The 24,480-nt window shown below is 74.7% G+C and carries 17 protein-coding genes; 12 read left to right on the forward strand and 5 right to left on the reverse strand.

The features are described 5' to 3' along the window. Nucleotides 1–89: 89 nt before the first annotated feature. Nucleotides 90–521 carry a DUF6643 family protein gene (locus tag ACZ5GT_RS26915; protein ID WP_469031427.1) on the reverse strand — a complete coding sequence of 144 codons (432 nt, stop codon included), beginning with the start codon at nt 519–521 and terminating at the stop codon, nt 90–92. Between the two features lie 287 nt (nt 522–808). Here ACZ5GT_RS26915 and ACZ5GT_RS26920 point away from each other — a divergent pair, with 287 nt between their 5' ends. Beyond that, nucleotides 809–2,140: a TerD family protein gene (locus ACZ5GT_RS26920; RefSeq protein ID WP_469031429.1), complete on the forward strand. Its 1,332-nt coding sequence runs from the start codon at nt 809–811 to the stop codon at nt 2,138–2,140. Nucleotides 2,141–2,156: 16 nt separating this feature from the next. Here the strand turns inward: ACZ5GT_RS26920 and ACZ5GT_RS26925 are convergent, their stop codons facing one another. After that, nucleotides 2,157–3,344 carry a glycosyltransferase gene (locus ACZ5GT_RS26925; RefSeq protein WP_469031431.1) on the reverse strand — a complete coding sequence of 396 codons (1,188 nt, stop codon included), beginning with the start codon at nt 3,342–3,344 and terminating at the stop codon, nt 2,157–2,159. 57 nt (nt 3,345–3,401) lie between these two features. On the opposite strand from ACZ5GT_RS26925, the gene ACZ5GT_RS26930 reads away from it, so the two are divergent. Both ACZ5GT_RS26930 and ACZ5GT_RS26935 read left to right on the forward strand, forming a co-directional pair. Continuing rightward, nucleotides 3,402–4,187 carry a glutamate racemase gene (locus tag ACZ5GT_RS26930; protein WP_469031434.1) on the forward strand — a complete coding sequence of 262 codons (786 nt, stop codon included), beginning with the start codon at nt 3,402–3,404 and terminating at the stop codon, nt 4,185–4,187. A gap of 151 nt (nt 4,188–4,338) precedes the next feature. Further along, nucleotides 4,339–4,884 carry a hypothetical protein gene (locus tag ACZ5GT_RS26935; protein WP_469031436.1) on the forward strand — a complete coding sequence of 182 codons (546 nt, stop codon included), beginning with the start codon at nt 4,339–4,341 and terminating at the stop codon, nt 4,882–4,884. 9 nt (nt 4,885–4,893) lie between these two features. Here ACZ5GT_RS26935 and ACZ5GT_RS26940 read toward each other — a convergent pair whose 3' ends face one another. Beyond that, on the reverse strand, nt 4,894–5,940 hold the full coding sequence (locus ACZ5GT_RS26940; RefSeq protein WP_469031438.1) for an O-antigen ligase family protein: 1,047 nt from the start codon (nt 5,938–5,940) through the stop codon (nt 4,894–4,896). A gap of 530 nt (nt 5,941–6,470) precedes the next feature. Between ACZ5GT_RS26940 and lnt the strand changes: the two genes are divergently transcribed. From lnt to ACZ5GT_RS26960, 4 genes are all read left to right on the forward strand, one after another. After that, nucleotides 6,471–8,081, forward strand: a complete 1,611-nt coding sequence (lnt, locus tag ACZ5GT_RS26945; RefSeq protein WP_469031440.1) for an apolipoprotein N-acyltransferase — start codon at nt 6,471–6,473, stop codon at nt 8,079–8,081. Nucleotides 8,082–8,149: 68 nt separating this feature from the next. Continuing rightward, nucleotides 8,150–8,629 (forward strand): NUDIX hydrolase, encoded by a 480-nt coding sequence (locus ACZ5GT_RS26950; RefSeq protein ID WP_469031442.1) that lies wholly within the window; start codon nt 8,150–8,152, stop codon nt 8,627–8,629. A gap of 54 nt (nt 8,630–8,683) precedes the next feature. Further along, on the forward strand, nt 8,684–9,484 hold the full coding sequence (locus ACZ5GT_RS26955; protein ID WP_469031444.1) for a 3-hydroxybutyrate dehydrogenase: 801 nt from the start codon (nt 8,684–8,686) through the stop codon (nt 9,482–9,484). Between the two features lie 76 nt (nt 9,485–9,560). Further along, on the forward strand, nt 9,561–11,540 hold the full coding sequence (locus ACZ5GT_RS26960) for a helix-turn-helix domain-containing protein (RefSeq protein WP_469031446.1): 1,980 nt from the start codon (nt 9,561–9,563) through the stop codon (nt 11,538–11,540). A 64-nt stretch (nt 11,541–11,604) separates the two neighbouring features. Here the strand turns inward: ACZ5GT_RS26960 and ACZ5GT_RS26965 are convergent, their stop codons facing one another. Next, on the reverse strand, nt 11,605–12,996 hold the full coding sequence (locus ACZ5GT_RS26965) for an MFS transporter (RefSeq protein ID WP_469031450.1): 1,392 nt from the start codon (nt 12,994–12,996) through the stop codon (nt 11,605–11,607). Between the two features lie 298 nt (nt 12,997–13,294). Here ACZ5GT_RS26965 and ACZ5GT_RS26970 point away from each other — a divergent pair, with 298 nt between their 5' ends. The 4 genes from ACZ5GT_RS26970 (at nt 13,295) to ACZ5GT_RS26985 (ending at nt 19,476) form a co-directional block, all read left to right on the forward strand. Beyond that, complete coding sequence (locus ACZ5GT_RS26970) at nt 13,295–14,332, forward strand: sugar-binding transcriptional regulator (RefSeq protein ID WP_469031455.1); 1,038 nt, start codon at nt 13,295–13,297, stop codon at nt 14,330–14,332. A gap of 8 nt (nt 14,333–14,340) precedes the next feature. Further along, the gene (locus tag ACZ5GT_RS26975; protein ID WP_469031458.1) at nt 14,341–15,027 is read left to right on the forward strand and encodes a type VII secretion system-associated protein; all 687 of its coding nucleotides are present in this window, start codon (nt 14,341–14,343) and stop codon (nt 15,025–15,027) included. Then, on the forward strand, nt 15,024–18,137 hold the full coding sequence (locus ACZ5GT_RS26980; protein WP_469031460.1) for a hypothetical protein: 3,114 nt from the start codon (nt 15,024–15,026) through the stop codon (nt 18,135–18,137). The genes ACZ5GT_RS26975 and ACZ5GT_RS26980 overlap by 4 nt, the downstream gene beginning before the upstream one ends. A 67-nt stretch (nt 18,138–18,204) precedes the next feature. After that, complete coding sequence (locus tag ACZ5GT_RS26985) at nt 18,205–19,476, forward strand: hypothetical protein (protein WP_469031463.1); 1,272 nt, start codon at nt 18,205–18,207, stop codon at nt 19,474–19,476. Between the two features lie 63 nt (nt 19,477–19,539). Here the strand turns inward: ACZ5GT_RS26985 and ACZ5GT_RS26990 are convergent, their stop codons facing one another. Continuing rightward, nucleotides 19,540–22,863 (reverse strand): right-handed parallel beta-helix repeat-containing protein, encoded by a 3,324-nt coding sequence (locus ACZ5GT_RS26990; RefSeq protein ID WP_469031465.1) that lies wholly within the window; start codon nt 22,861–22,863, stop codon nt 19,540–19,542. 73 nt (nt 22,864–22,936) lie between these two features. Here ACZ5GT_RS26990 and ACZ5GT_RS26995 point away from each other — a divergent pair, with 73 nt between their 5' ends. Then, complete coding sequence (locus ACZ5GT_RS26995; protein ID WP_469031468.1) at nt 22,937–24,175, forward strand: S8 family serine peptidase; 1,239 nt, start codon at nt 22,937–22,939, stop codon at nt 24,173–24,175. Nucleotides 24,176–24,480: the final 305 nt, after the last annotated feature.

Here is a 24,480-nt window from a genome sequence, read left to right on the forward strand (position 1 = left end):
GCGCCGACGGCCGGGGACGGCGGCCGGACCCGTCCGGCGCGCACGCCGGAACCGCGGTGCGCGGCAGCCGAGCAGCGGTACCGGCGGTCCTAGTAGCCGCGGTACTGCTGCTGGTTGTTGTACGGGTCCTGGTACGAGGGCGCGGCGGGCCGCGGAGCCGCGGGCCGCATCGCCTCGTAGCCCATGCCGGTCGCCGCCACCGGGCGCGGCGGCTGCGGGCCGGGGTAACCGCGCTGCGGGGAGGCCTGTTGCGGGATGTAGGCCGCGGGCGCCTGCTGCAGCGGAGCCGGCTGCTGCGCCTGCGGGTATCCGTAGGAGGGCTGGGACGGGGCCGACGGCAGGGCGGGCAGAGCCGACGGCAGGGCCGGCAGGTGACTGCTCGGCATGTCGTACGCGGCGGGGACCCGGATCGGTGCGATCTGCGGGGTGCCCCGCTCGGCCACGAGCGAGTCGTAGATCGGGGTGTCCGGGAAGGAGGCGGAGTAGTAGCCGCCGCCATAAGTGGAGCGGGGGGAGGTCATGGCACATAAGTTAAGCCCACGATGTGCTGGTTGGGGAGACCGATAAGAGGGTTGTTTTCCGCGTCGGCAGTGACTCCCGACGTCCAATGCGATCGAAGTCGGCAAAAAGGGACGCGGATCCGGGTCCGGGTCGGTTCTGATCGGGTAAAGCCCAAGTTCCGGGCGGGTTACCGGCGGGTCGGTCGCCGGTCCTCCCTCCCTTCTCATGGGCGTTGACGGCCCCAGGGAATAGGTTGTCCGGGAGAACCGAAGGGCTGCCGGGACGCGGACTCGCGCGCTGACACGTGATGGGGGCGGACATGTCAATGCCGAAAGGATCAAATACTCAGGTGCCGACCACGGCACTGAGGGTCGAATTGGGCTGGCGCGGCGGACCGGGCGTGCCGGACGTGGACGCCTCGGCGCTGCTGCTGGTGGGCGGCAAGGTCCGTTCCGACGGCGACCTCGTCTTCTACAACCAGCCGCTGCACGCCTCCGGCGCCGTCCGCCACGAAGGCAAGCGTGACGCCGCCGGCGGCGTCACCGACACCCTGCTCGTCGACCTCGCGCGCGTGGAGCCCGCGATCGAGACCGTCGTCGTCGCGGCCTCCGCGGACGGCGGCACGTTCGGACAGGTCCCGGGCCTGTACATCGAGGTCCGCGACGCCGCGCGGGGCGGCCTGGTCGCCCGGTTCGACAGCGTGGGCGCGAGCGTGGAGACCGCTTTCGTGCTCGGGGAGTTCTACCGCCGTCAGGGAGCGTGGAAGTTCCGCGCCGTGGGCCAGGGCTACGGCAGCGGCCTGGAGGGACTGGCCACCGACTACGGGATCACGGTGGACGAGCCGCAGCACGCCGCGCGTCCGGCCGCCCCCGCCCCCGCTCCGGCGGCCCCGCCGGTCGCCCGTCCGGTGACGATGCCCCCGCCGGTCGCACCCCCGGTGACGATGCCGCCGCCGGTCACCCCGCCCCCGCCGCCGCAGCCGACCGTCCCCGCGGCGCCGGTCCGGCTGACCAAGGTGACGCTCACCAAGGCGGCCCCCGCGGTCTCGCTCGCCAAGCAGGGCGGCACCTCGGGCGCCATGCGGGTGAACCTCAACTGGCAGGTACGCAAACAGTTCTCCGGCTGGGGCAGCAAACGCGGTCGCGCGGTCGCCATGCACTCCGACCTCGACCTCGACCTGTGCGCCCTGTACGAGCTCACCGACGGCAGCAAGGGCGTCGTCCAGGCCCTCGGCAACGCCTTCGGGTCCCTGCATCAGCCGCCGTACATCCACCTCGACGGCGACGACCGCACCGGCGCCGTCGAGACCGGCGAGAACCTCACCGTCAACCTCGACCACAAGCAGGCCTTCCGGCGGATCCTCGTCTTCGTGACGATCTACGAGGGCGCCCGTTCCTTCGCCGACCTGCACGCCACGGTCACCCTCCAGCCGCAGTTCGGCGCCGCGATCGACTTCTCGCTCGACGAGTGCACGGTCCCCTCGCCCGTGTGCGCGCTCGCCCTGATCACCAACACCGGCCAGGACCTGGTCGTCCAGCGCGAGGCCCGCTACCTGGTGCCCGAGCGCGGGGTGAGCCCGCAGCGGACCGTCGACCACGCCTACGGCTGGGGCATGAACTGGACGCCCGGCCGCAAGTAGCCGCCGGACCCCGCCGTCACCCCTCGTCGGGCAAGGCGTCGGGCACGGCGTCCGGGCGGGCGTAGGTGCGGCCCTTCCAGGCCGCGCCGCGCCCCCGGTAGTGCTGCACCGCGGAGTCGACCGTCATCAGCAGATAGAGGAAGGCGGTGAACGGCAGCAGCGGCGCGAGCCACAGCGGCTGACGGTAGTAGCGGAGCATCGGGACGTACGTCCCCGCCATCACCAGCCACGCCAGGCCGCCGAGGGCCGCGGCCGCCGCGTCGCCTGCGGCCGCTCCCACGACGAGCGTCACCGGCGGCACCAGGTAGACCAGCACCAGCCCGGCGACCGTGCCCGCCAGCAGCAGCGGGTTGTGCCGCAGCTGGGCGTACGCGCTGCGCGACACCATCCGCCACAGGTCGTGCAGGCGCGGATACGGCCGCACGCTGTCCACCCGCTCGGCCAGCCCGAGCCAGACGTGCCCGCCGCCCGCCTTGACCGCGCGTGCCAGGGCCACGTCGTCGATCACGGCGTGCCGGATGGCGTCCGGGACGCGCGCCCGCTCGGCGGTGTCCGCCCGCAGCAGGACGCAGCCGCCCGCCGCGGCCGCCGTCCGCGCCGCCTTCCTGCCGATCCGGCGGAACGGGTACAGCTGGGCGAAGAAGTAGACGAAGGCGGGCACCACGAGCCGCTCCCACAGGCTCTCCACCCGCAGCCGCGCCATCTGCGACACGACGTCGAACCCGCCGGTGCGGGCCGCGGCGACCAGCTGCCGCAGGCTGTCCGGCGCGTGCGCGATGTCCGCGTCCGTCAGCAGCAGGTACTCGGGGTCCCGCGCGCGTGCCAGCGCGATGCCGTGCCGCACGGCCCACAGCTTGCCCGTCCAGCCGGCCGGGGGCTCGCCGGGGGAGCCGACGGTCAGCGGCAGACCACCGTGCCGGCCCGCCAGCTCGCGGGCGAGTTCCCCGGTGCCGTCCCGGCTGCCGTCGTCGACGAGGAAGACCTCCGCCCGCCCCGGGTAGTCCTGCGCGAGCAGGGACGGCAGGCTCTCGGGCAGTACGGCGGCCTCGTCGCGCGCGGGGACGACGACGCACACGGGCGGCCAGTCGCCGGGCTCCTCGCGAGGTGGCAGCCGCACGTCCGTGCGCCAGAAGAACCCCTGGCACAGCAGCAGCCACAGCCAGGCGGCGAGGGACACGGCGGCGGTCCACGCGATGGGGCTCACGTCCGCAGTCTGCCCCAGCCGAAGGGCCGCCGAGAGCCCATCGTCTATCGTGGCCGGGTGAAGATCGCGCTCATGGACTCCGGAATCGGTCTGCTGGCGGCCACCGCCGCGGTACGGCGCCTGCGGCCCGACGCGGATCTCGTCCTGTCCCTCGACCCCGACGGCATGCCCTGGGGCCCCAGGACCCCCGAGGACCTGACCGCGCGCGCCCTGGCCGTCGCCGAGGCCGCCGCCGCGCACCGGCCCGACGCCCTGATCGTCGGCTGCAACACCGCCAGCGTCCACGCCCTGCCCGCCCTGCGCGCCCTGCTGGAACCCGGCGTGCCCGTCATCGGCACCGTCCCGGCGATCAAGCCGGCCGCCTCCGGCGGCGGCCCCATCGCGATCTGGGCCACCCCCGCCACCACCGGCAGCACCTACCAGCGCGACCTGATCGCCGAGTTCGCCGACGGCGTGAAGGTCACCGAGGTGCCGTGCCACGGTCTCGCGGAGGCCGTCGAGCACGCCGACCAGGCGGCGATCGACAGCGCGGTCGCCGCGGCGGCCGCGCTGACCCCCGACGACGTGACGACCGTCGTCCTGGGCTGCACGCACTACGAACTCGTCGCCGAACGCATCCGGGCCGCCGTGCAGCGGCCCGGCCGCCCGCCGCTCGTCCTGCACGGCTCCGCGGGCGCCGTGGCCGCGCAGGCGCTGCGCCGGCTCGGCGAGCAGCCCGCCGCCGGGGCCGTCGCCTCCGGCACCCTCACCGTGCTGCTCAGCGGACGCGAGGGCGGGCTCCCGGAACCCGCCCTGGCCTACGACGAGGGGCGGCTGCTGCACGCGGTCACGCCCGCCGGGTGACCGGCGGCACGGTCCGGAACCCGGCCGTCCGCGCCGGCTCCGGCGGGTGTCGGCACTCTCCCGGCTTGCCCGGCCGGTTCTCCCGCCGGTGTGTCGCGTCACTCTCCGCGACCCGGTGTCCCCGCAGTGAAACCTGAGTAACCTCGTAGGTATGAGGGACCACTCCCACCGCCATTCCGCCAAGCCCCCGGACGTCTGGACCGGACGCGCCACCAACCGGATGCAGTGGCTGCTGGCGCTCGGCGGCGCCGCCTGCATGGCGCTCGGCATCGAGCTGGCCGTCGACTCGGCGTGGTCGTCCGGCGCCGCTCCGCTCGTCATGTCGGTGGTCGGCTGCATCGCCGCCGGGCTGCTGGTCCTCTTCGGCACCCTCGCCTTCGTCCACGTCGACCTGCGGCTGGACCGGGAGTGCGTGGAGGTGCGCTGCGGCCACATCGGCGTGCCGCGCCGCCGGATCCCCCTCTCCCAGGTCGCCGGCGCGGAGTACGACGCGCACGTCACGCCGCGTCACTGGGGCGGCTGGGGCTACCGCTGGCGGCCCGAGAAGGGCACCGCCGTGGTGGTGCGCCGCGGTGAGGGCGTCGTACTGCGGCTGTGGGACGGGCACACCTTCACCGTGACCGTGGACGACGCGGAGTCCGCGGTCCGGGTCATCCGGGACCGCCTGCGTCCCGGACCGTCCGCCGCCTCGCACTGACCGGCGGGGTCACGGCCCCTCCCGGCCGGTACGTCCGGCCGGGTCGTCGGTCAGCGGGCGGGCCGTCGCCAGGCCCGCCAGGACACCCGCGCCGGCCGAGACCGCGGTGAAGCTGAGGGCGTTGCCGACCGAGGCGATGCCCGCCAGCACGGTCAGGGCCGCGCCCGCGCTGAGCGCGACCGGCGTGGGCCGGGCGGAGCGCCACAGCGCGTACAGCACCCAGCAGAACGCCGCCGCCAGCAGCAGCACGCCGACGACTCCCTGCTCCGCCGCCTGCTGCAGCGGCGCGGAGTGCGGCTTGCCGTCCGACAGCAGCGTCCGGGCCGTCGTCGGGCTCAGGTCGCCGAACCGTCCCGGGCCCACGCCGAGGCCGGCGTCCCGGCGTGCCAGCCCGAGGGCGTCGCGCCACAGCCCGATCCGGTACGGCGTCAGCGGGCCCTCCAGCGAGCCGGCGAGCCCGCCCGGCACCGCGCCCCCGGCCACCGCCCAGGTCCCCGCGGTCATCAGGGCCGCGCTCAGCGCCAGGCCCGCGATGCCCGGGCCGCGGCGGCGCACCCGGCCGGCGGCGAGCGAGCACAGCAGCACGACGGCGCAGGCGACGAACCCGGTGGGCGACCCGAGGACGGCCGCGGTGACGGTGATGCCGGCCGCCAGCGCGCCGAGCGCCGACCGTACGCCCGGCGCGGCGGCGGCCCAGGCGGCGCAGCACGCGGCGCCCGTGGAGAGCGCGAGCAGCGCGGCGGTGGCCCCGGCGGGTCCGAGCGGTACGGCGATCTGCGGGCCCGGGGCGAGCCGCGGGACGGTCACCGTCAGCCCGGCCCCGGCCAGCGCCGCGGCGCACGGGGCGGCGACCGGCAGCAGCGCGCCGCAGATCCGGCCCGTCGCATAGCCGGCGGCCACGGCCAGCACCGCGAGCAGCACACCCTCCGGGCGGCCGCCGTGCACGCCCGCCGTGATCAGCGACCAGGCGGCGCACGCCCCGAGCACCAGCACACCCGTCGCGTCCGAAACGTTTCGTCTGTCGCCGTCCTCCCCAGGACCCGCCACAGACGTCATCCCCGTGGAACGCACCCCGCCCCCCGAAACCGGCCGCCGTCCCGACCCCGCACGCCCCGGACCGGTCCGGCCGCGACGGCCGGGCCACCGGGGCCCCGGCACACCGTAACGGCTGGGGGGCGTTCTGTGGACGGGTCGGGCCGGATCACACGCCGCCGGATTACGCCGCTGGGTGGCGCCATTGGTTCGTGCCGCCGTGCGCGTCGCCGGGTCGTGCCGCCGTGCGCGTCGCCGGGTCGTGCCGCCGTGCGCGTCGCCGGGTCGCGCCGCCGTGGGCGTCGCCGGGTCGCGCCGCCGTGGGCGTCGCCGGGTCGCGCCGCCGGGTTGTGCCGCCGTGGGCGTCGCCGGGTCGCGCCGCCGGGTTGTGCCGCCGTGCGCGTCGCCGGGTCGCGCTGCCATGCGCGCCGTTGGGTCGTGCTGCCGGGTCGCGGCGCCCCCACGGGGACGCCTGACCGGCCGGAGTCCCGGCCGCGCCGCCGGCACCGACCGCCGCTGTCGGTGCCGAGGTCGCCCGCCGTAGACTCCCCAGGGTGACCGTCACCGCAACCTCCGTGGACGAGTCGACCCCGTCGCAGTCGCGCATCGCCCCCGGGTGGCGTGCGGCACGGCTGGTCCGTCTCGTCCCGGCTCTCGCCGCGGCGCTCTCCGGAGTGCTGCTCTACATCAGTTTCCCGCCGCGCACCGTGTGGTGGCTGGCCCTGCCGGCCTTCGCCGTCCTCGGCGCAGTGCTGCGCGGACGCGGCTGGAAGGCGGGCCTCGGCCTCGGCTACCTCTTCGGCCTCGGCTTCCTGCTCCCGCTGCTGGTGTGGACCGGCGTCGAGGTCGGCCCCGGACCCTGGCTGGCGCTGGTGGCGATCGAGGCGGTCTTCGTCGCGCTGGTCGGCGCGGGCATCGCCGCGGTGTCGCGGCTGCCCGGTTGGCCCGTCTGGGCGGCCGCGGTGTGGATCGCCGGCGAGGCGGCACGCGCGCGCGTGCCGTTCCACGGCTTCCCCTGGGGCAAGATCGCGTTCGGACAGGCCGACGGAGTCTTCCTGCCGCTCGCCGCGGTCGGCGGCACCCCGGTGCTCGGTTTCGGGGTCGTCCTGTGCGGCTTCGGCCTGTGCGAGGCGGTGCGGCTGGCGCTGCCGGTGCGCCGCACCCGGGCGGTGCGGCGGTCCGCGGCGGCCGTGGCGCTGCTGAGCGTCGCCGTCCCGGTCGTCGGCGCGGTGGCCGCCCGCTCCCTGGTGAGCGACGCGGCGGAGGACGGTTACGCCACCGTCGCGGTCATCCAGGGCAACGTGCCCCGCTCCGGGCTGGAGTTCAACGCCCAGCGGCGGGCCGTGCTCGACTACCACGCGCGCGAGACCGAACGCCTGGCCGCCGAGGTCGACGCGGGCCGGATCGCCAGGCCCGACTTCGTGCTGTGGCCGGAGAACTCCTCCGACATCGACCCGTTCGTCTACGCCGACGCGCGCGCCGTCATCGACCGGGCGGCCAAGGCCGTCGGCGTGCCGATCTCGGTCGGCGGCGTCGTCGAGCGGGGCGGGAAGCTGTACAACGAGCAGATCCTGTGGGACCCGGTCAAGGGCCCCACCCAGACGTACGACAAGCGGCAGATCCAGCCGTTCGGCGAGTACCTCCCGCTGCGCTCGCTCATCGGCGCGATCAACGGCGACTGGACCTCGATGGTCCGCCAGGACTTCAGCCGGGGCACCGAGCCGGGCGTGTTCACCATGGACAACGCCAAGGTCGGCCTCGTCACCTGCTACGAGGCGGCCTTCGACTGGGCCGTGCGCTCCGAGGTCACCGACGGCGCCCAGCTGATCTCCGTGCCCAGCAACAACGCCACCTTCGACCGCAGCGAGATGACCTACCAGCAGCTCGCCATGTCCCGGGTCCGCGCCGTCGAGCACAGCCGGACGGTCACCGTGCCGGTCACCAGCGGCGTCAGCGCGATCATCATGCCGGACGGCAGGATCACCCAGAAGACCGGCATGTTCGTGCCCGGCCACCTGGTCCAGAAGGTGCCGCTGCGCTCCTCCGAGACGCCGGCCACCCGGCTGGGCGTCCTCCCGGAGATGTTGTTGCTGCTGGTCGCCGCCGGGGGACTGGGCTGGGCGATCACGGCCGGAGTGCGCGGGCGGCGGGCCGGGGACGTGTAGCGGTACGCCGGACGCACGCCCCTCGCGTCGCACGGATGCGGCGCGGTCCGCCGGTTAAGGTCGGAATCATGCCTACTCCTGACTTCATCCGCCGGATACGGACCACGGCCGGCCACCAGCTGCTCTGGCTCCCCGGCGTCAGCGCCGTCGTCTTCGACGACGAGGGCCGGATCCTGCTGGGGCAGCGCGCGGACAACGGCAAGTGGACGGTGATCTCCGGTATCCCGGACCCGGGCGAGCAGCCCGCGGCCGCCGTCGTGCGGGAGGTCTACGAGGAGACGGGCGTCCGGTGCGTCGTCGAGCGCGTCGTCGCGGTGAAGTCGGGCCGACAGGTCACCTACCCCAACGGCGACATCTGCCAGTTCATGGACATCTGCTTCCGCTGCCGGGCGGTCGGCGGCGAGGCGTGCGTGAACGACGACGAGTCCCTCGAGGTCGGCTGGTTCGAGCTGGACGCCCTGCCCGAGATGAGCGAGTACCAGCACTTCCGGATCAAGCAGGCGCTGTCCGAGGAACCCACATGGTTCCAGCCCATGAGTGATGAATGAAGTGTGGGTGTTGACCACATGTGGCGGGGCAACGGCGCTGCCTAGGGTCGAGGCATGACCCCGCCCACCGCGCCTGCGGCCCCCCACGCGTCCTCCCTCGACCTCGGCGGTCGTACCGCCCTCGTCACCGGTGCCGCCGGTGGCATCGGCCGCGCCTGCGCGCTGCGGCTCGCGGCCGCCGGGGCCAAGGTCAGAGCGGTCGACCGGGACGCCGCCGGCCTGGAGGCGCTCGCCGACCGTGCCGCCGGCCTCGCGGGCGGCGTCGAGCCGCACGTGCTGGACCTCACCGACCTCGACGCCGCCGAGCAGGCCGCCGCCGGCACCGACGTCCTCGTCAACAACGCCGGGCTCCAACTGGTGCGCCCCATCGAGGAGTTCCCGCCCGACGTCTTCCACACCGTGCTCACCGTGATGCTGGAGGCCCCCTTCCGGCTGATCCGCGGCGCCCTGCCCCACATGTACGGGCAGAAATGGGGCCGCATCGTCAACGTGTCCTCCGTGCACGGCCTGCGCGCCTCCGCCTACAAGTCGGCCTACGTCTCCGCCAAGCACGGTCTGGAGGGGTTGTCCAAGACCGCGGCCCTCGAAGGGGCGCCCCACGGCGTCACCTCCAACTGTGTGAACCCGGGCTATGTGCGCACCCCCCTGGTCGAGAAGCAGCTCGCCGACCAGGCCCGCGCGCACGGCATCCCCGAGGAACGCGTGCTGACGGAGGTGCTCCTGCAGGACAGCGCCGTCAAACGGCTCGTCGAACCGGAGGAGGTCGCCGAGGCCGTGGCGTACCTGTGCACCCCGCAGGCCTCCTTCGTGACCGGCACCTCGCTCGTCCTCGACGGCGGCTGGACCGCGCACTGAGCGGCCCGGTTCCCCGGCGCCGCCGAGTTGTCCACAGGGCTGACGGGGCGGCCGTGCGATGGGTGATCCTGTGAGCATGCCTCGCGATCACGTGCAGTCCGCCGAGCGGGTCGGCGCCGAACCACCCGGCCCGGCGACCGCCGGTGTCGAAGGCCCCGGTCCGGCGACCGCCGGTGTCGAGACGCCGTTCCTGGAACTGCTGGCCAGGGGCGCCTCCGTCGACGCCTACGAGCAGCCGGTGCTGCTCGCCCGCGCCGAGGGACGTCCCGCGGAGACGGTCGCCGCGCTGGAACACGCCAAGCTGCTCGCCCTGCGGGTGCGCGCGGAGCTGGAGGGCCGGCGTCGGCGGGAGGCGGAGCTGTCGGCGCTCTTCGAGACCGCCCACGACCTCGCCGGCCTGCGCGACCTGGACGCCGTGCTGCGGGCGATCGTGCAGCGCGCCCGCTCCCTGCTCGGCACGGACGTCGCCTACCTGAGCCTGAACGACCCGGTGCGGGGCGACACCTACATGCGGGTGACCGAGGGCTCGGTCGCCGCCCGCTTCCAGCAGTTGCGGCTGGGCATGGGGGAGGGGCTCGGCGGCCTGGTGGCCCAGACCGCCCGCCCCTACGTCACCGACGACTACTTCAAGGACGGCCGGTTCCAGCACACCCACTCCATAGACGCGGGCGTGCGGGACGAGGGCCTGGTCGCCATCCTCGGCGTGCCGCTGATGCTGGGACACCACGTCATCGGCGTCCTGTTCGCCGCCGACCGGCGGGCCCGGGTCTTCGAACGGGAGCAGATCGCGCTGCTGGGCTCGTTCGCCGCGCTCGCCGCCGCCGCCATCGACACCGCGAACCTGCTGACCGAGACCCGCTCCGCCCTCGCCGGGCTGGAGCGGGCCAACGAGATCATCCGGGACCGCAGCGCCGTCATCGAGCGCGCCTCCGACGTCCACGACCGGCTCGCCGAGCTCGTCCTGCGCGGCGGTGGGGTCCACGACGTGGCCGCGGCCGTCGCCGAGGTCCTCGACGGCACGGTCGAGTTCGCCGATGCCGCCGCGGCGCCGGCCGCCGCCCTGGCGGCGTCCCGCGCGGAAGGCCACGCCGTACGGCACCGGGACGACTGGATCGCCGCCGTCGCCGCGGGCGGCGAACTGCTCGGCGCGCTCGTCCTGCGCGGCCACCCCGGCCTCGACCCCGTCGACCAGCGCACGCTGGAGCGCGCCGCGATGGTCACCTCGCTGCTGCTGCTGGCCAGACGGTCGGCCGCCGAGGCCGAACAGCGTGTGCGGGGCGAGCTGCTGGACGACCTCCTGGACGCCCGCGACCGGGACCCCCGCCTGCTGCGCGACCGCGCCTCCCGGTTGCGCGCCGACCTCGACGCCGTGCACGTCGTCCTCGCCGCCCGCCTCGACGCCGTCACCGCGGACGCCGACCAGGCGGCGGACGCCCGGCGGCGCCTGTGGTCCGCCGCCTCGCACCTGGCCGCGACCCGCCAGGGCCTGGCCGCCGCCCGCGACGGCGGGACCGTCCTGCTGCTGCCGCTCACCTCCGACGCCACCGCGACCGACCTGGCCCGCCGTACCGCCCGCGACCTGGGCACCGCGGTCAACGAGGCGATCACCGTCGGCGCCTCCGCACCCGTCGGGGAGCTGGCCGACCGCCCCGACGCGGTGGCCGCGGCCTACGAGGAGGCGCGCCGCTGCCTGGACGCCCTGGCGCTGCTGGGCCGCTCCGGCGACGGCGCCGCCGCCGAGGACTTCGGCTTCCTCGGCCTGCTGCTCGCCGGGGACCGGGACATCGCCGGCTTCGTCGAGCGCACCATCGGGCAGGTCCTGGCGTACGACGCGCGCCGTGGCACCGACCTGGTCCGCACCCTGGACGCGTACTTCGCCTGCGGCATGAGCCCCGCCCGCACCAAGGACGACCTGCACGTCCACGTCAACACCGTCGCCCAGCGCCTGGAGCGGGTCGGCCGCCTGCTCGGCGCGGACTGGCAGAGCCCCGCCCGCGCCCTGGAGATCCAGCTCGCCCTGCGGCTGCACCGGCTGTCGGCGCCCGAACGGCGCTGACCCCCGCACGCACGCCGCGTACGGGGGCCGGTGCCGGTATCCGGTTGTCCGGTTCTCCGGGGGATCACACCGTGCGCGCGCCCTCCGCCGCCCGCGCCGTCGCCTGCTCCTCGCCGGCCGGGGAGGCCACGTCGGCCAGGTCCCGGTGACGCGTCTCCCGCGCCACACCCACGGCGACGAGCGTGAGCACGGCCGCGGCGATGACGTACAGGGCGATCGGGGTGGAGCTGTCGTAGTCGGCCAGCAGCGCGGTCGCGATCAGCGGGGCCGGGGCGCCCGCCGCGACCGAGGCGAACTGGGCGCCGATGGAGGCGCCGGAGTAGCGCATCCGGGTCGCGAACATCTCGGAGAAGAACGCGGCCTGCGGCGCGTACATCGCGCCGTGCAGCACCAGGCCCACGGTCACGGCGAGGACCAGGCTGCCGAAGCTCCCGGTGTCGACGAGCGCGAAGAACGGGAACATCCACAGCCCGACGCCGGCCGCGCCCAGCAGGTACACCGGACGCCGTCCCACCCGGTCCGACAGCGCGCCCCAGGCGGGGATGACCGCGAAGTGCACGGCCGACGCGATCAGCACGGCGTTGAGCGCGGTCTGCTTGGAGACGCCGGCCGACGTCGTCGCGTAGACCAGGATGAACGCGGTGATGACGTAGTAACTGATGTTCTCCGCCATACGGGCGCCCATCGCCACCAGCACGTCACGCCAGTGGTGGCGCAGCACGGACACCAGCGGCAGCTTCTCCGGCTCCGCGTCGCGGGCCGCCTTGCGGGCCTCGGCGTGCGCCAGCGCCTGCCGGAAGACGGGCGACTCGTCGACGGACAGCCGGATCCACAGACCGACGATCACCAGCACGCCGGAGAGCAGGAACGGGATCCGCCAGCCCCATGAGACGAAGGCGTCGTCCGACAGCAGGGCCGTCAACGCGGACAGCACGCCGGTCGCGAGCAGCTGCCCCGCGGGCGCGCCGGTCTGCGGCCAAGAGGCCCAGAACCCGCGTCGCCGCGCGTCCCCGTGCTCGGACACCAGCAGCACCGCGCCGCCCCATTCGCCGCCGAGCGCGAAGCCCTGCACCAGGCGGAGCGTGGTCAGCAGCACCGGAGCGGCGCTGCCGACCGTCGCGTGCGTGGGCAGCAGACCGATCGCGCACGTCGCCCCGCCCATCAGCAGCAGGCTCAGCACCAGCAGCTTCTTGCGCCCGAGCCGGTCGCCGTAGTGCCCGAACACCAGGGCGCCCAGCGGGCGGGCGGCGAATCCGACGGCGTACGTCAGGAACGACAGCAGCGTGCCGACCAGCGGGTCGGAGTCCGGGAAGAACAGCTTGTTGAAGACGAGGGCCGCGGCGGAACCGTAGAGGAAGAAGTCGTACCACTCGATGGTGGTACCGATCAGGCTGGCGGCGACGATGCGCTTGAGGTTGGTCGGCGTCGGTGGAGCGGATGCTTCTGCGGAGGCCATGTGCGCCACTTCCTCGTGTGCGGTGGGGACGGGTACGTGTCGGCACACCGTAGGAAGATGCAGGTCACAGGCGTATGTGCGGGGACCACATAGTTCTGGGTAGCGGAGTGCGTGCGGCCACCATGGAGGCAGCCTTCGGGTTTTCTCCTCAGAACATGATCCTCGTCGGTCTCAGTGGCCACTGAGGCCCCTGGTGTCACTTAGGCGTCGCTTCTTCGTCACCTTATGATCGTGTTGCACGGATGAACTTGCCGCAGAGTGGCGTGAGTTGACGAATGATGAAAGCGCGGAGAGTGGCATGGCCGAATCGGCTGAAGTGGCGGCGTTACCGGCGCCGATCGACACGCTTCTCGCCGCCGCCGTCGCCCGGCGCTTCTACCTGGAGCACCGGTCGAAGGTGGAGATCGCCAAGGAGCTCGGCATCAGCCGGTTCAAGGTGGCCCGCCTCCTCGACGCGGCAGTGGCGCACGACATCGTGCGGATCGACATCATGGTCCCGGCCGAGATCGACGTCCCGCTGGGACGGGCGCTGACCGAGCGGTTCGGACTGCGCCACGGCATCGTTGTCGACCTGGGGCGGAACGAGGGCGGTACGGCGTCCCCCGCGGACCAGCGTCAGAGCGGCCGTTGGCTCGGCACGGCGGCGGCCCGGCTGCTCTCGGAGATCGCCGAGGAGGGTGACGTCCTCGGACTGGACGGCAGCCACGCGGTGGACGCGTTGAGCGAGGCGGTCACCCGGCTGCCGCTCTGCGACGTGGTCCAGTTGACCGGGGTGCACGGACGGGACCTCGCCCGCGACGCCGCGATCACCGCGGTCCACCGTATGGCGGCGGCGGGCGGTGGCAGGGCGTTCCCGCTCCACACGCCGTTCCTCCTGCCCGACGCGGCGACGGCCGCCGTGCTGCGCAGCCAGCCCGCCACTGCCGAGACGCTGGACCGGTTCGGCCTGGTCACCAAGGCCGTCGTCGGCATCGGCGCGTGGGACGCCCCGAACTCCCCGGTGTACGGCGCGATGTCCGAGCGGGAGCGGGAGACGCTGCGGGCGGCGGGAGCGTGCGCCGACGTGGCCGGCCACGTCCTGGACGCCGTCGGCCAGGTGCTGCCCACCGAGGTGAACGCCCGCACCATCGCGGTCGGTGCCGCCGAACTCCGCGGCATCACGGAGCTGATCGGTGTCACGGCCGGTGGACGCGGCACCGGAGCGGTCCGCGCCGTACTGAGGTCCGGACTGCTCACCGGAGTCGTCACGGACGCCGCTACCGCGCGCCGTCTCCTCCGGCACGACGACCCGGACGACACGGTACGGACCGCGGTGGCGCCCCGATTCACCGAATGAGGACAGCGATGAGCCAGCAGGACGAGGCGCAGCAGGACGAGGCGCTTCCGCCCGTTCCGGACGACATACGTGAGGCGGGCCGCCTGGCCCCGGACCACTGGCTGGGGGTGGTCGACCCGATGTGGTCCGGAGCGGGGAGGCCCCCGGAGTGGGCCGTGACCGGACGGTGGCGGTCCGGCCTCGACGGCGAGATCGTCGCATGGGAGGACAACCCCGAGTACCGGCCCTCCCCGCGTGCGCTCGGCTGGCCCGAACCGGAGGACGAGGTGGACCGCGCCATCCAGTTCGCGTCGACCGGCTACGGGCCCGGCGAGGCGGTGCCGGCCGCGCTGGTGGGGCGCGAGGTGGCCGTGCTGACGGGGCCGGGCGGCGGCCTGCTCGGTGCGGCGGCGCCGGACGGGACGCCGGTGGTGCCGGTGTTCACCTCGTCGGTGTTCCTGCACACCACGGGGCGCTTCGCCTTCGAGCTGGTCGGTGTGGAGGAGCTTCTGGCGCGCGTTCCCGAAGGGCACGTGCTGTATCTGAACCCCTCGGCCGCGGTGAGCATGCTGCTGGACCCGGCCGCGGTACGCGACGCGGTCCGGGACTCGGTCCAGGACGGTACGGGGGAGCGGCCGGCCGCTGCCGCGCCCGCCGGCCCCACCGCGCGGGTGCTGACCGAGGCCGTTCACCCGGTCCGGGGGGCGGACGCGTGAGGCGCTGGTCTTCCGTGGTGCCGGGCCGGGGACGCAGGTCCGGCTCCGGTACCGGCCGCCGCGGCACGGCGCTCCCGGCCGACGGGGCGAACGGCACCGGAAACCGGGGCATCGGCGGCCCGCCCGTCGAGGACGTCGACGGCGTGCTGCTCGTGCGCTCGGTCGAGGACGACTCGTTCCCGCTGGAGATGGTGGCCGAAGTGGCGGGCGCCGTAGGCAGGGAGAAGGACGTCGTCACGGTGATCGTGGGCTCCACCGCCGGGGGCGGGGCGCCCGACGTCGACCTCTGGGCACGGCTGGGCGCGCTGCTGGACTCCCTCCGTGCACGGGGCACCGAGCGGGTCCGGCTCGTCATGTCCGGCGCCGGTGACGACCGGCCGGAGCGGCCCTGCGTCGCCCGCCGGATCGCGGACGCCTGGGAACTGGAGGTGACGGCTCCGGACGGGGCCGTCCTGATCACGCCCGGGGGCGCGCTCTTCGTCCACGGCGACTCCCGCCCCGGGTGCGGCTGGTGGCGGTTCGCGCCCGGTGCGGAACCCCGGAAGCTGGGCAGGCGCGCCCCGGCGCCCGCCTGGGAGGACGCACTGGGTGCGGTGCCCGAGCGCACCGGTGGCTGTGTCGTGGACCGTGTGCCGGCGGGCGTGGTGATCCGCCCGGCTCAGGCACCGGGCCCGGCTCCCGACGACCTGTGTTACTCCGTGCCCGTCGACTTCGAGCGCCTCACGGTACTGGTCGGCGCCCCACAGGCGGAGGACGTCGCCGCCGGCGAGGTCGCCGCCGTTCTCGCCGGGCTGCCGCAGGCGCAGCGCGCCCGCGCCCGGCTCGCGCCCGGCGGCCGGCGCGACCTGCTGCGGCTCGGGCAGTCGGTCGCCGACCTGCTGGCCGCCGAGGTGGAGGTACTCACCGGCCTGCCCCTGCTCGACGACCACGCACCGCCCGGAGCGCCTCCCCGGCCCACGTTGGTCGGGCTGGACGGCAGGCCGAGCTGGCGGCCGTTCGTGTCGTCCGTGGTCTGCGGGCCGGTCGACTCGAAGGGCCGGGCCGCCGTACCCAGGCCGACGGAGGTGCACCCGCCCGACTGGATACTCGGCGGCGGCGAACGCGGGACGGTACGGCTGACGGACCGCTGGCAGGCCACGGTGACCCGGGCCGGCCTCGCCCTGTGGGCACCGGACGGCCCCCGTCCCGGGCCGCTCGGACCGACCGTCGACCCGGAGACGTGCGCCATCGAACTGGGCATGCCGGGACAGCCGTTGGACGGCTCTCTGCTGCCCGCGCTGTCCCGCCTCCTGCACGGCCTCGGGACCGACATCCGGTCCCGCACCACCCTGCTGGTCCGCGGCAGACTCCTGCCGGGCGACGGCGCCCTGCGCCGCCTGGCCGCCGAACACGGCGTGCCGAACATCCGCTACGTCACCACCGGCCGGCCCCCGCGCCCCGGCACGGCGGCCGGCCGGCCGGTCACGACCGGGCAGCCCGGACGGCTCTCACCGGCCGGCGGGATGCCGCCGCATGCGTCCGGTACGGACGTCGCCCTCCCGACTGCCGGGCCCGGGGTGTCGGCGCCCACGCCTGCCGCGCGTCCCGATGCCCTCCGGGGCGGCGGGACCGCCGAAGTGAGCGGTGTGGCCGGCGAGTCTCCGGTGGCCGAGCCCGTCGCGCCCCCGGGTCCCCGCGTGGACGGGGGTGCTCCCGGCCGGCCGGCCGCCGGTGCCGGGTCACCTGTGCCGCCGGTGTCCCTTCGGGAGGGCGGGCCTGTTCCCGCGCCGGATTCCCTTCCGGTAGGCGGGGCCGCCGAAACCGATGCGGATGCCACCGGTCCCGGGGGCGCGGCAGGTGCGCCCACGGAACCTCCTCCGGAGGCTGTCGTGCCCGGGGAAGCCGAGCCCGGGGCTGTCGTGCCCGGGGAAGCCGAGCCCGGGGCTGTCGAGCCCAAGGCTGTCGTGTCCGGGGAAGCCGTGCCCGGGGAAAGGGAGCCCAGGGCGGTCGTGCCCACCGCGTCCTCGGAGCCCCCTCAGCAGGCGCGGCCCGGCGAAGGAGCCGTGCCCGCCGCGTCGCCGGAGACCGGGGCCGATGTCGGGAGCAGGCAGAGGGTTTCCGCGCCCGTGGCGTCGCCGGACGGCGGAGCCGGTCCGGGAGCCGCGCGGGCCCGGTCGGCGGTCGCCTCCTCGGACGGGGCGCGCACCGGGGCCGATGGCGAACCGGGCGGCGGCGGGGTCGGCGGGGCGGTGCGCGCCGCTGGTGAGGGAGACGGTCCAGGTCCGGACGGTGGCCGGGCCGCGCTTGCCGAGCCGGTGAAGAGACCGCTGAGGCGGGCCGCCGAACCGCCCGCCCCGTACCGTGCCGTCCTCCCGTTCCTGCCCGGGCACGTCAGCGGGGCCGCGGAGCGTGCCGCGTTCAGGGACCTCGCTGCCGGTTCCTGGGAGGGGCACGCCGCCGCGGTGTCCCGGGTGCTCACCCGGATGCCCGCGCTGCGCGGTCACGAACTGGAGGCGGCGCGGACCGACCTCATCGCCGCGCACGCCTACCTCACCGCCGAAGAGGGGCCGCTGCACCACCGGGAGCTGATCCGGGACCTGCACACCGGCGAGGGGCGCCTGCTGCCCTACGCCGGCTGCCTGGCGTCCGCTCTGCGCAGGCTGCCCTCCTATCGGGGTGTGGCGCTGCGCGGCGGGGACGCGGACGGCCCCGAACCGGCGGTCGGTACTCTGCTGCACGATCCGGCACCGGTCAGCGCCCTGGCAGGATCATCGGCGCTCCCGGCCGGAGCCCCCGGGCGCTATGCGATCTGGTCCGTCACCGGACGCAAGGTGCGACAACTGCTCGACCGGCCGGGCGGTTCCAGGGAGACGTACGAAGAGATCGTCTTCGTGCCGGGGACCGGCTTCCGCGTGCTGGGCGTACGGACCGCGCCCGAGGGCCCGCCCATCGTGCTGCTGCGCGAGCTGCCCGGGAACACGACCGCCTACATGGACGGGTCGGAGGAACTGAGCGGGCTGGATCTCAAGGCCCTCACGCACCTCGAAGAGGCACTCGCCAAGGGCTTCCACGTCGGCGACGTCCCGCAGTGGCCGGAACGCTGTTCCGGGCCCGTCGGCCAGAACGGATAGCGAGCGGGTACCGCGTCGCACGCACGGCCGCCTGCGACTTCACAGTCCGTACAGATCGAGGAGAACGATGGCAAGTCAGAGCAAGCCGCCCGCTTCCGAGAGGCCCGATGGCAGGGGCGGTTCGTCCGTGCGCAGGGCCGTCTCCCTCGGGTCGGCGGCGGCCGACCCCGGCCCGATGCTGGCACCGGCCGCGCGGCGTACGGCCGCGCCGGAGCCGGGCCGGGGCGGGGCCGGGGGAGCGGAGAGGGCAGGCTCGGCCCCGACGACCCCGGACACCACCGAGAGCGAGGCTGCCACCCAGAAGGAGGCCGCCGCCGAGAGCGAGGCCGCCCCCGACGCGCCCGCCGCCATCGGGGAACCGGCCGCGACGGCCACCGCGTCGGTCGCGTCCGCCGCGCAGGAGCGGCCGGAAACGGAGAGCGAGAGCTTCGCCGGGCCGGCCACCGCGGTCCGGGCCGCCGCGGACGCCGAGGCCCGCGGTGTCGGCGGAACCGCCGTGGACGGCGCAGGTGCGGACGGACCGCCGTCCGGGAACCCGAAGAAGCCCCTGCTCGCCGCCGCCGGCATCGCCGGCGTCGTCCTCCTCGCGGTGCCGCTGTTGATCTGGGCCACGCACGACTCGCGGGAGAAGAAGGATCACGTGACGGTGGCCGACGGGTCCGACACGCTGCTCGAAGAAGATCCCCTGGAATACCCGAAGGGCGACTACTCCCCGGCGTCGCCGACACCGCGACCGTCGACCGGGAAACCGTCCGCCGAGCCGAGCCCGGCCGCCCACCAGGCGGAGACGGTGCCGAGTTCGGCTCCGGCGAGCAAGCCGGCCGAGACGCCGAAGAAGGCGGCGAACCCGGTGAAGGAGAACACGGCGCCCAAGCTTCCGCCGAACACCGCCGCCTACGCCGTGCAGCGGCTGGCCGCCTCGAACCCCGGCCGGCACATCTGCTACCGGGTTCACGTGAAGAGCGTGGGCTGGACCGACCCCGTGTGCGACGGGGCCACCGCGGGCCAGGAGGGCAAGGGACGGCCCATCACGGCCATCAACATCGCGGTGGCCGACGCGAAGAAGGTGAACGGCAACGAGTTCGTCCAGAAGGACGGATGGACGACCGGGTGGTCGGGCGCGGTCGACGGGACGGACCTGGTCCTGGGAAGCGCCGCCTCGAACGCGCCGAACCTCAGCGGCTTCACCATCGGTGTCGACTCGGGCACCGCCTGCCAGAACCACAAACTCGGCGGGCACGACTGGGGCGGCCTGGCGTGCGAGTCCTCCCAGGGCTGGATCTTCGGCGGGTCGACGGAGCCGCAGTACTGGCTGGAGGCCGTCAGGTTCACCGTGTGAGGCCGCGACAGCGCGGCGAACGCCCGCCGGTATCAGGACCGGCGGGCGTTCGTCCTCAGGCGGTCACAGGGCGGCCTCCCGCCGCAGTGCCGGCGGCAGATCCTCCGGCAGCAGCGTGGTGAGGTCGGCGAGGCTGGGCGAACTCACCACGCCCAGCCGGCGGGCCTGGCTCGTCATCATCGTCTCCAGCAGACGCCGGGCGAGCCGCGCGTTGCCGAAGGACCGGTCGCGCGGGATGGCGTCCACATGGGCGCGCAGCGCGGCGAGGGTCGCTTCGGTGCACTCGTACCCGAGGGCCGCGGCGTGCCGGGACACGATGGTGACCAGCTCGTCCGTGCTGTAGTCCTCGAACGTCACGAACTTGGAGAAGCGGGACGTCAGACCGGGGTTGGAGGCGAGGAAGCGCTCCATCTCCTCGGTGTATCCGGCGACGACGACCACGATCTCGTCGCGGTGGTCCTCCATCAGCTTCAGCAGGGTGTCGACGGCTTCGCGGCCGAAGTCGTTCGACGAGCCCTCGGGGGTGAGGGTGTAGGCCTCGTCGATGAACAGCACCCCGCCCAGCGCGCTGGTGAAGACGTCCTTGGTGCGCTGGGCGGTGTGGCCGACGTACTGGCCCACCAGATCCGCCCGCGCCACCTCCACCAGGGAGTCACGGGGGAGCACCCCCAGCGAATGCAGGAGCCTCGCGTACAGCCGGGCGACGGTGGTCTTGCCGGTGCCGGGCGGTCCGCTGAAGACCAGGTGGTTGCTGATCCGGGGGGCGGGCAGTCCCGCGGCGATCCGCTGCCGGGCATTGGTGAGCAGACTGACCAGGTCGGCGACCTCCCGTTTCACGGCGGCGAGCCCCACCATTTCGGTGAGTTCGGCCATCGGGTCGGAGGCGTCGCCGGTCTCCTGTGCCGTACCGCCGACGGCCGCCGCCTCCGCGTCGCCGACGTCCTGCGGCAGCAGCAGCGTCAGGTCGTTCTCCGCGGGGTCGGGCATGGCCGCGAGCCGGAGCGCCTGCCGGTCCACCATGTCCTCGAACACGCCGCGCGCCGCACGCCCGTTGCCGAAGGTCGCGTCGCGCGTCATCCGCTCGAAGCGCACGACGAGGGCCTCCCGGGTCAGCGGCCCGAGCTCGAACTGGTGCCGGTGGCAGAGGCTCTCGGTGATCGTCACCAGTTCGTCCACCGCGTAGTTGCCGAATTCGATGGTGCGGGTGAACCGAGAGGCGAGACCCGGGTTGGCGGCCAGGAACGACTCCATCTGCTCGGAGTAGCCGGCCGCCACCACGACCACGTCGTCGCGGTGGTCCTCCATGAGTTTCAGCAGGGTGTCGACGGCTTCGCGGCCGAAGTCGTTGGACGTTCCCTCGACGGTGAGGGTGTAGGCCTCGTCGATGAACAGCACCCCGCCCAGCGCGCTGGTGAACGCCTCGGTGGTCTTGATGGCCGTACCGCCGATGACCTGCGCGACGAGATCGGCGCGGGCGACCTCGACCAGGTGTCCGCTCCTGAGCACGCCCAGGTCGGCGAGGATGCTGCCGTAGAGGCGGGCGACGGTGGTCTTGCCGGTGCCGGGCGGTCCGGCGAAGATCAGGTGCCGGCTCATGGACGGGACCGGCATGCCCAGCCGCCGCCGGCGCTCCGCCAGCTGGTTCAGGTTGACCAGCGTGTTCACCTGGTGCTTGACGTTCTCCAGACCGACGAGCGCCTCCAGCTCGGCCAGCGGGCCCTCGGGCTCCGGCTCCCTGCCGGAGCCGCCGGGAGCGCCGTCCTCGCCGGCCGTTTCGGCCGACTCGCCCCAGCTGTCCGGCAGGCCGTTGTCCGCGCTGGTCAGCAGTTCGACCGTGAGCCGCTCGCTCGCACGGCTCTGACGCAGTCCCGCGCCGCGGTTGTCGCGTACGACGCACCGGGTGACGGCGACCGGTTCGGCGCTGTCGACCCGTACGCCGTCGCCCGTACTGCCGGTGATCTCGCAGGAGTCGAGGACGGCCCGGCCACCGCGCGACACCTGGACGCCGTGGGCCCTCGAACCGTGCACCCGGACCCGCTGCAGGGTGATCTCGGCGCCGTCCCGCACGCCGACCCCCGCCTCGGCGCTGTCGCCGATCTCGCAGTCCCGCAGGGTGCCCCGGCCGTGTTCGCCGACGAGGAGGCCCGAGCGGGCGGCGGAGCTCAGCACGGTGTCGCTGATCTCGGGAGCGGAGTCGTCGTCGATGCTCAGCGCGCAGCCGCCGGCGGACTGGATCTCGCAGTGTTCGAGCCGGCCGCGGCCGTCGTCGGTGAACTCGATGCCGTGGCCGCCCGCGCCGGTGATCCGGGCGTGGCGCAGCAGGGGGTCGGCGGCGGAGCGCACCGAGATGCCGACGCCGGCCGCGTCCAGGACCTCCAGGCGTTCGAACTCGGCTCTGGAGTCGTCCGCGAGCTGCACCGCCCCGGCGGTGTCGGCGCAGTCGCTCACCACCGTGTCCCGCAGCAGGGGGGCGCCGCCCTCGACGACCCGTACGGCGGCCTCGGCGGAGCCGTGGAAGGAGCACTGCTCCAGGGTCCCGCGTGAGCGGTCCAGGACGAGCAGCCCGCTCTGCTTGGTGCGCCGGGTGACACACCCGCGCAGCATCGGGTCGGCCCCGCCGGAGATCACGATCCCGCTCTGGGAGACGGACTCGAACGACGTCTCCTCGATCTCCGGGCGGGACATGCTCGTCACCAGCAGGCCCACCGAGGTGTGGTGCACGGCGCACCGCAGCACCCGGGTCGAGCTGTGGCCCTCCAGGGCGATGGCGGGCTTGTCGGTGCCGGAGATGTCGCAGCCCTCCACGGTGCCCCGGGCCTCGCCGCTCGCCAGGACGCCGTTGGCCCGCGCGCCGCGGATGCGGCAGTCGCGGACCAGGGGGCCGGCGGTCTCGCCGATGACCACGGCGGAGGTGCCGAAGTTCTCGAACGTGCAGCCGTCGACGACGCTCTCGGACTCCGACGAGTCGACGAGCCCGGCGCCGCCGGGGTTGCTGATCCGGCAGCCGCGGGCGGCCAGTGAACCCTTGCCGCGAACCAGCAGCGCCGTCCATCCGGCACCGGTCACGGTGCAGTCGTCGAGGGCGGCCTGACCGGCCGGTACGTCCACGACCGCGGCCTCCTTGTCGCGGCCCTGGAGAGTCAGGGCGCTGATCATCACGGCGTCGGCCATGAGGGTGACGGCGGTGCCGTCCCGCGGGCAGAGCTCGACGGTGCCCGCCTCGCCCTCGCCGACGATCGTCACCCGGTGCCTGATGACGAGGTTCTCGGCGTAGCGGCCGGGACGGACCCGGATCACCGCCCCGGTACGGGCCTGGGACAGTGCCTCACCGATCGTCCGGAAGCCGTCCGACCGTTCCGGGCCAACCGTGAGTATGTGACGTGCCACGCCTCGAACCTCCTTGTGCCGTGCGGTAGTTGGCGTTGTGCGCCGTGCATCTTGTGTGCATATCATGCGGTCTATGCGGAATATCATGAAAGGCCGGAGTGCGGGCCTCGTGCTGGCGGTCGCCGTGGCCCTGCCGGTCATGGGCGGGCCGGCCTTCGGCGTCCCCGCCGTCCCGGCCGCACCGGCCGCACCGTCGGCGAGCCCCGGTGCCGACGATTCCGGGACCACGCTGCTGCCCCCGCTGCCCGTCCGGCTCGGCGAGGGCAGCCCGTGCACCGGGGCCTCCGGGCAGACGGCCGCCGGGGCGGCCTGGTCGCAGACGGCGCTCGGGCTGTCCCGGGCCCAGCGGATCTCCCGCGGCGGCGGGGTGACCGTCGCGGTGGTCGACACCGGGGTCGCCTCCGGCGTCCCCAGCCTGTCCGGCAGAGTGGAGGCCGTGGGCGGGGCGGACGCGGACTGCGTGGGCCACGGCACGTTCGCCGCCGGCCTGATCGCCGCCGCACCCGAGAAGGGCAGCGGCATCAGCGGGGTCGCCCCGCAGGCGGAGATCCTCGCCCTGTCCGGCACCGACGACCGCGGAGTGCCCTCCGTGGAACGCGTGGCCGCCGGCATACGGACGGCGGCGGACCGCGGTGCACGGGTCATCTACGTCGGGCAGGCCCTGCGCACCGGCAAGGCCGAACTCACCGCGGCGGTCGCCCATGCCGCCCGGAAGGACGCGCTGGTCGTCGCCCCGGCCGCACCGGACGCCGTGCCCAGCGAGGAGAAGGGGCCCGACGGCGAGATGCCCGAGGGCCCGTACTGGCCGGCCGCCGTGCCCGCCGCGCTCGCCGTGGTGGACTTCGGCCCGGACGGCGCGCGGCAGGAGAACGCGCCGCCCGCCCACGACCCCGACCTGTCCGCGCCCGGCGGCGCGATGGTCAGCATCGGCCCCGAGGGCTCCGGCCATTACATCGGTTCCGGTGCCTCGCTGGCCGCGGCGGGCGTCGCCGGCGCCGCCGCTCTCGTCCGCGCCTACCACCCCGACCTCACGGCGGCCGAGGTCGCCCGCCGCCTGCTGGACACCGCCTACCCGTCGGACGTGCCCCGCCTCGACCCGTATGCGGCCCTGTCCCTCGTCCAGGACCGCACGAGGCCCGCCGGGCAGACCCCGGCGCCCGCGCAGATGCCGCACCCCACCGACCCCACCCCCCGCGACCGCTCCTTGGCGGTCGCGGCCGGCGGCCTGGCGACGGTCCTCCTGCTCGCCGCCGTGGCCGCGGTCGTCCCCCGGGGCCGCACCCGCAACTGGCGTCCCCCGGCCGCCTCCTGAGGGGATCGCCACCGCGTCCGTCCCCGCCGGCCCGTCCGTCACCGCCGCGGTCCTCCGGCAGCCGTGCCTCCCCCAGCGCATCGAGGACCCACCGCCGGCGGACCGTCGCACGGGGAGCCGGTCCGGACACGGAGACATCACAACGCGTCCTCCACAAGCCCCGTCTGCACCTGCAGGGTCTTGCGGCGGGGGGGGGGGGGGGGCCCCCCCCCGCCCCCCCCCCCCCCCCCCCCCCCCCCTCCCACCCCCCCCCCCCTCCGCGGACCCCACACCCGCCGAACCGGCGTGTTGACCCCTTTCCCTCG

Source organism: Streptomyces sp. NPDC031340 (assembly GCF_055569945.1).

Excerpts from the sequence above, each read along its gene's own strand:
- ACZ5GT_RS26960 (WP_469031446.1), top strand. The coding sequence starts at position 9,561 with ATGCCTCGCGATCACGTGCAGTCCGCCGAGCGGGTCGGCGCCGAACCA.
- ACZ5GT_RS26965 (WP_469031450.1), bottom strand. The coding sequence starts at position 12,996 with ATGGCCTCCGCAGAAGCATCCGCTCCACCGACGCCGACCAACCTCAAG.
- ACZ5GT_RS26970 (WP_469031455.1), top strand. The coding sequence starts at position 13,295 with ATGGCCGAATCGGCTGAAGTGGCGGCGTTACCGGCGCCGATCGACACG.
- ACZ5GT_RS26940 (WP_469031438.1), bottom strand. The coding sequence starts at position 5,940 with ATGACGTCTGTGGCGGGTCCTGGGGAGGACGGCGACAGACGAAACGTT.
- ACZ5GT_RS26995 (WP_469031468.1), top strand. The coding sequence starts at position 22,937 with ATGCGGAATATCATGAAAGGCCGGAGTGCGGGCCTCGTGCTGGCGGTC.
- ACZ5GT_RS26920 (WP_469031429.1), top strand. The coding sequence starts at position 809 with ATGGGGGCGGACATGTCAATGCCGAAAGGATCAAATACTCAGGTGCCG.
- ACZ5GT_RS26975 (WP_469031458.1), top strand. The coding sequence starts at position 14,341 with ATGAGCCAGCAGGACGAGGCGCAGCAGGACGAGGCGCTTCCGCCCGTT.
- ACZ5GT_RS26915 (WP_469031427.1), bottom strand. The coding sequence starts at position 521 with ATGACCTCCCCCCGCTCCACTTATGGCGGCGGCTACTACTCCGCCTCC.
- ACZ5GT_RS26950 (WP_469031442.1), top strand. The coding sequence starts at position 8,150 with ATGCCTACTCCTGACTTCATCCGCCGGATACGGACCACGGCCGGCCAC.
- ACZ5GT_RS26935 (WP_469031436.1), top strand. The coding sequence starts at position 4,339 with ATGAGGGACCACTCCCACCGCCATTCCGCCAAGCCCCCGGACGTCTGG.
- ACZ5GT_RS26955 (WP_469031444.1), top strand. The coding sequence starts at position 8,684 with ATGACCCCGCCCACCGCGCCTGCGGCCCCCCACGCGTCCTCCCTCGAC.
- ACZ5GT_RS26985 (WP_469031463.1), top strand. The coding sequence starts at position 18,205 with ATGGCAAGTCAGAGCAAGCCGCCCGCTTCCGAGAGGCCCGATGGCAGG.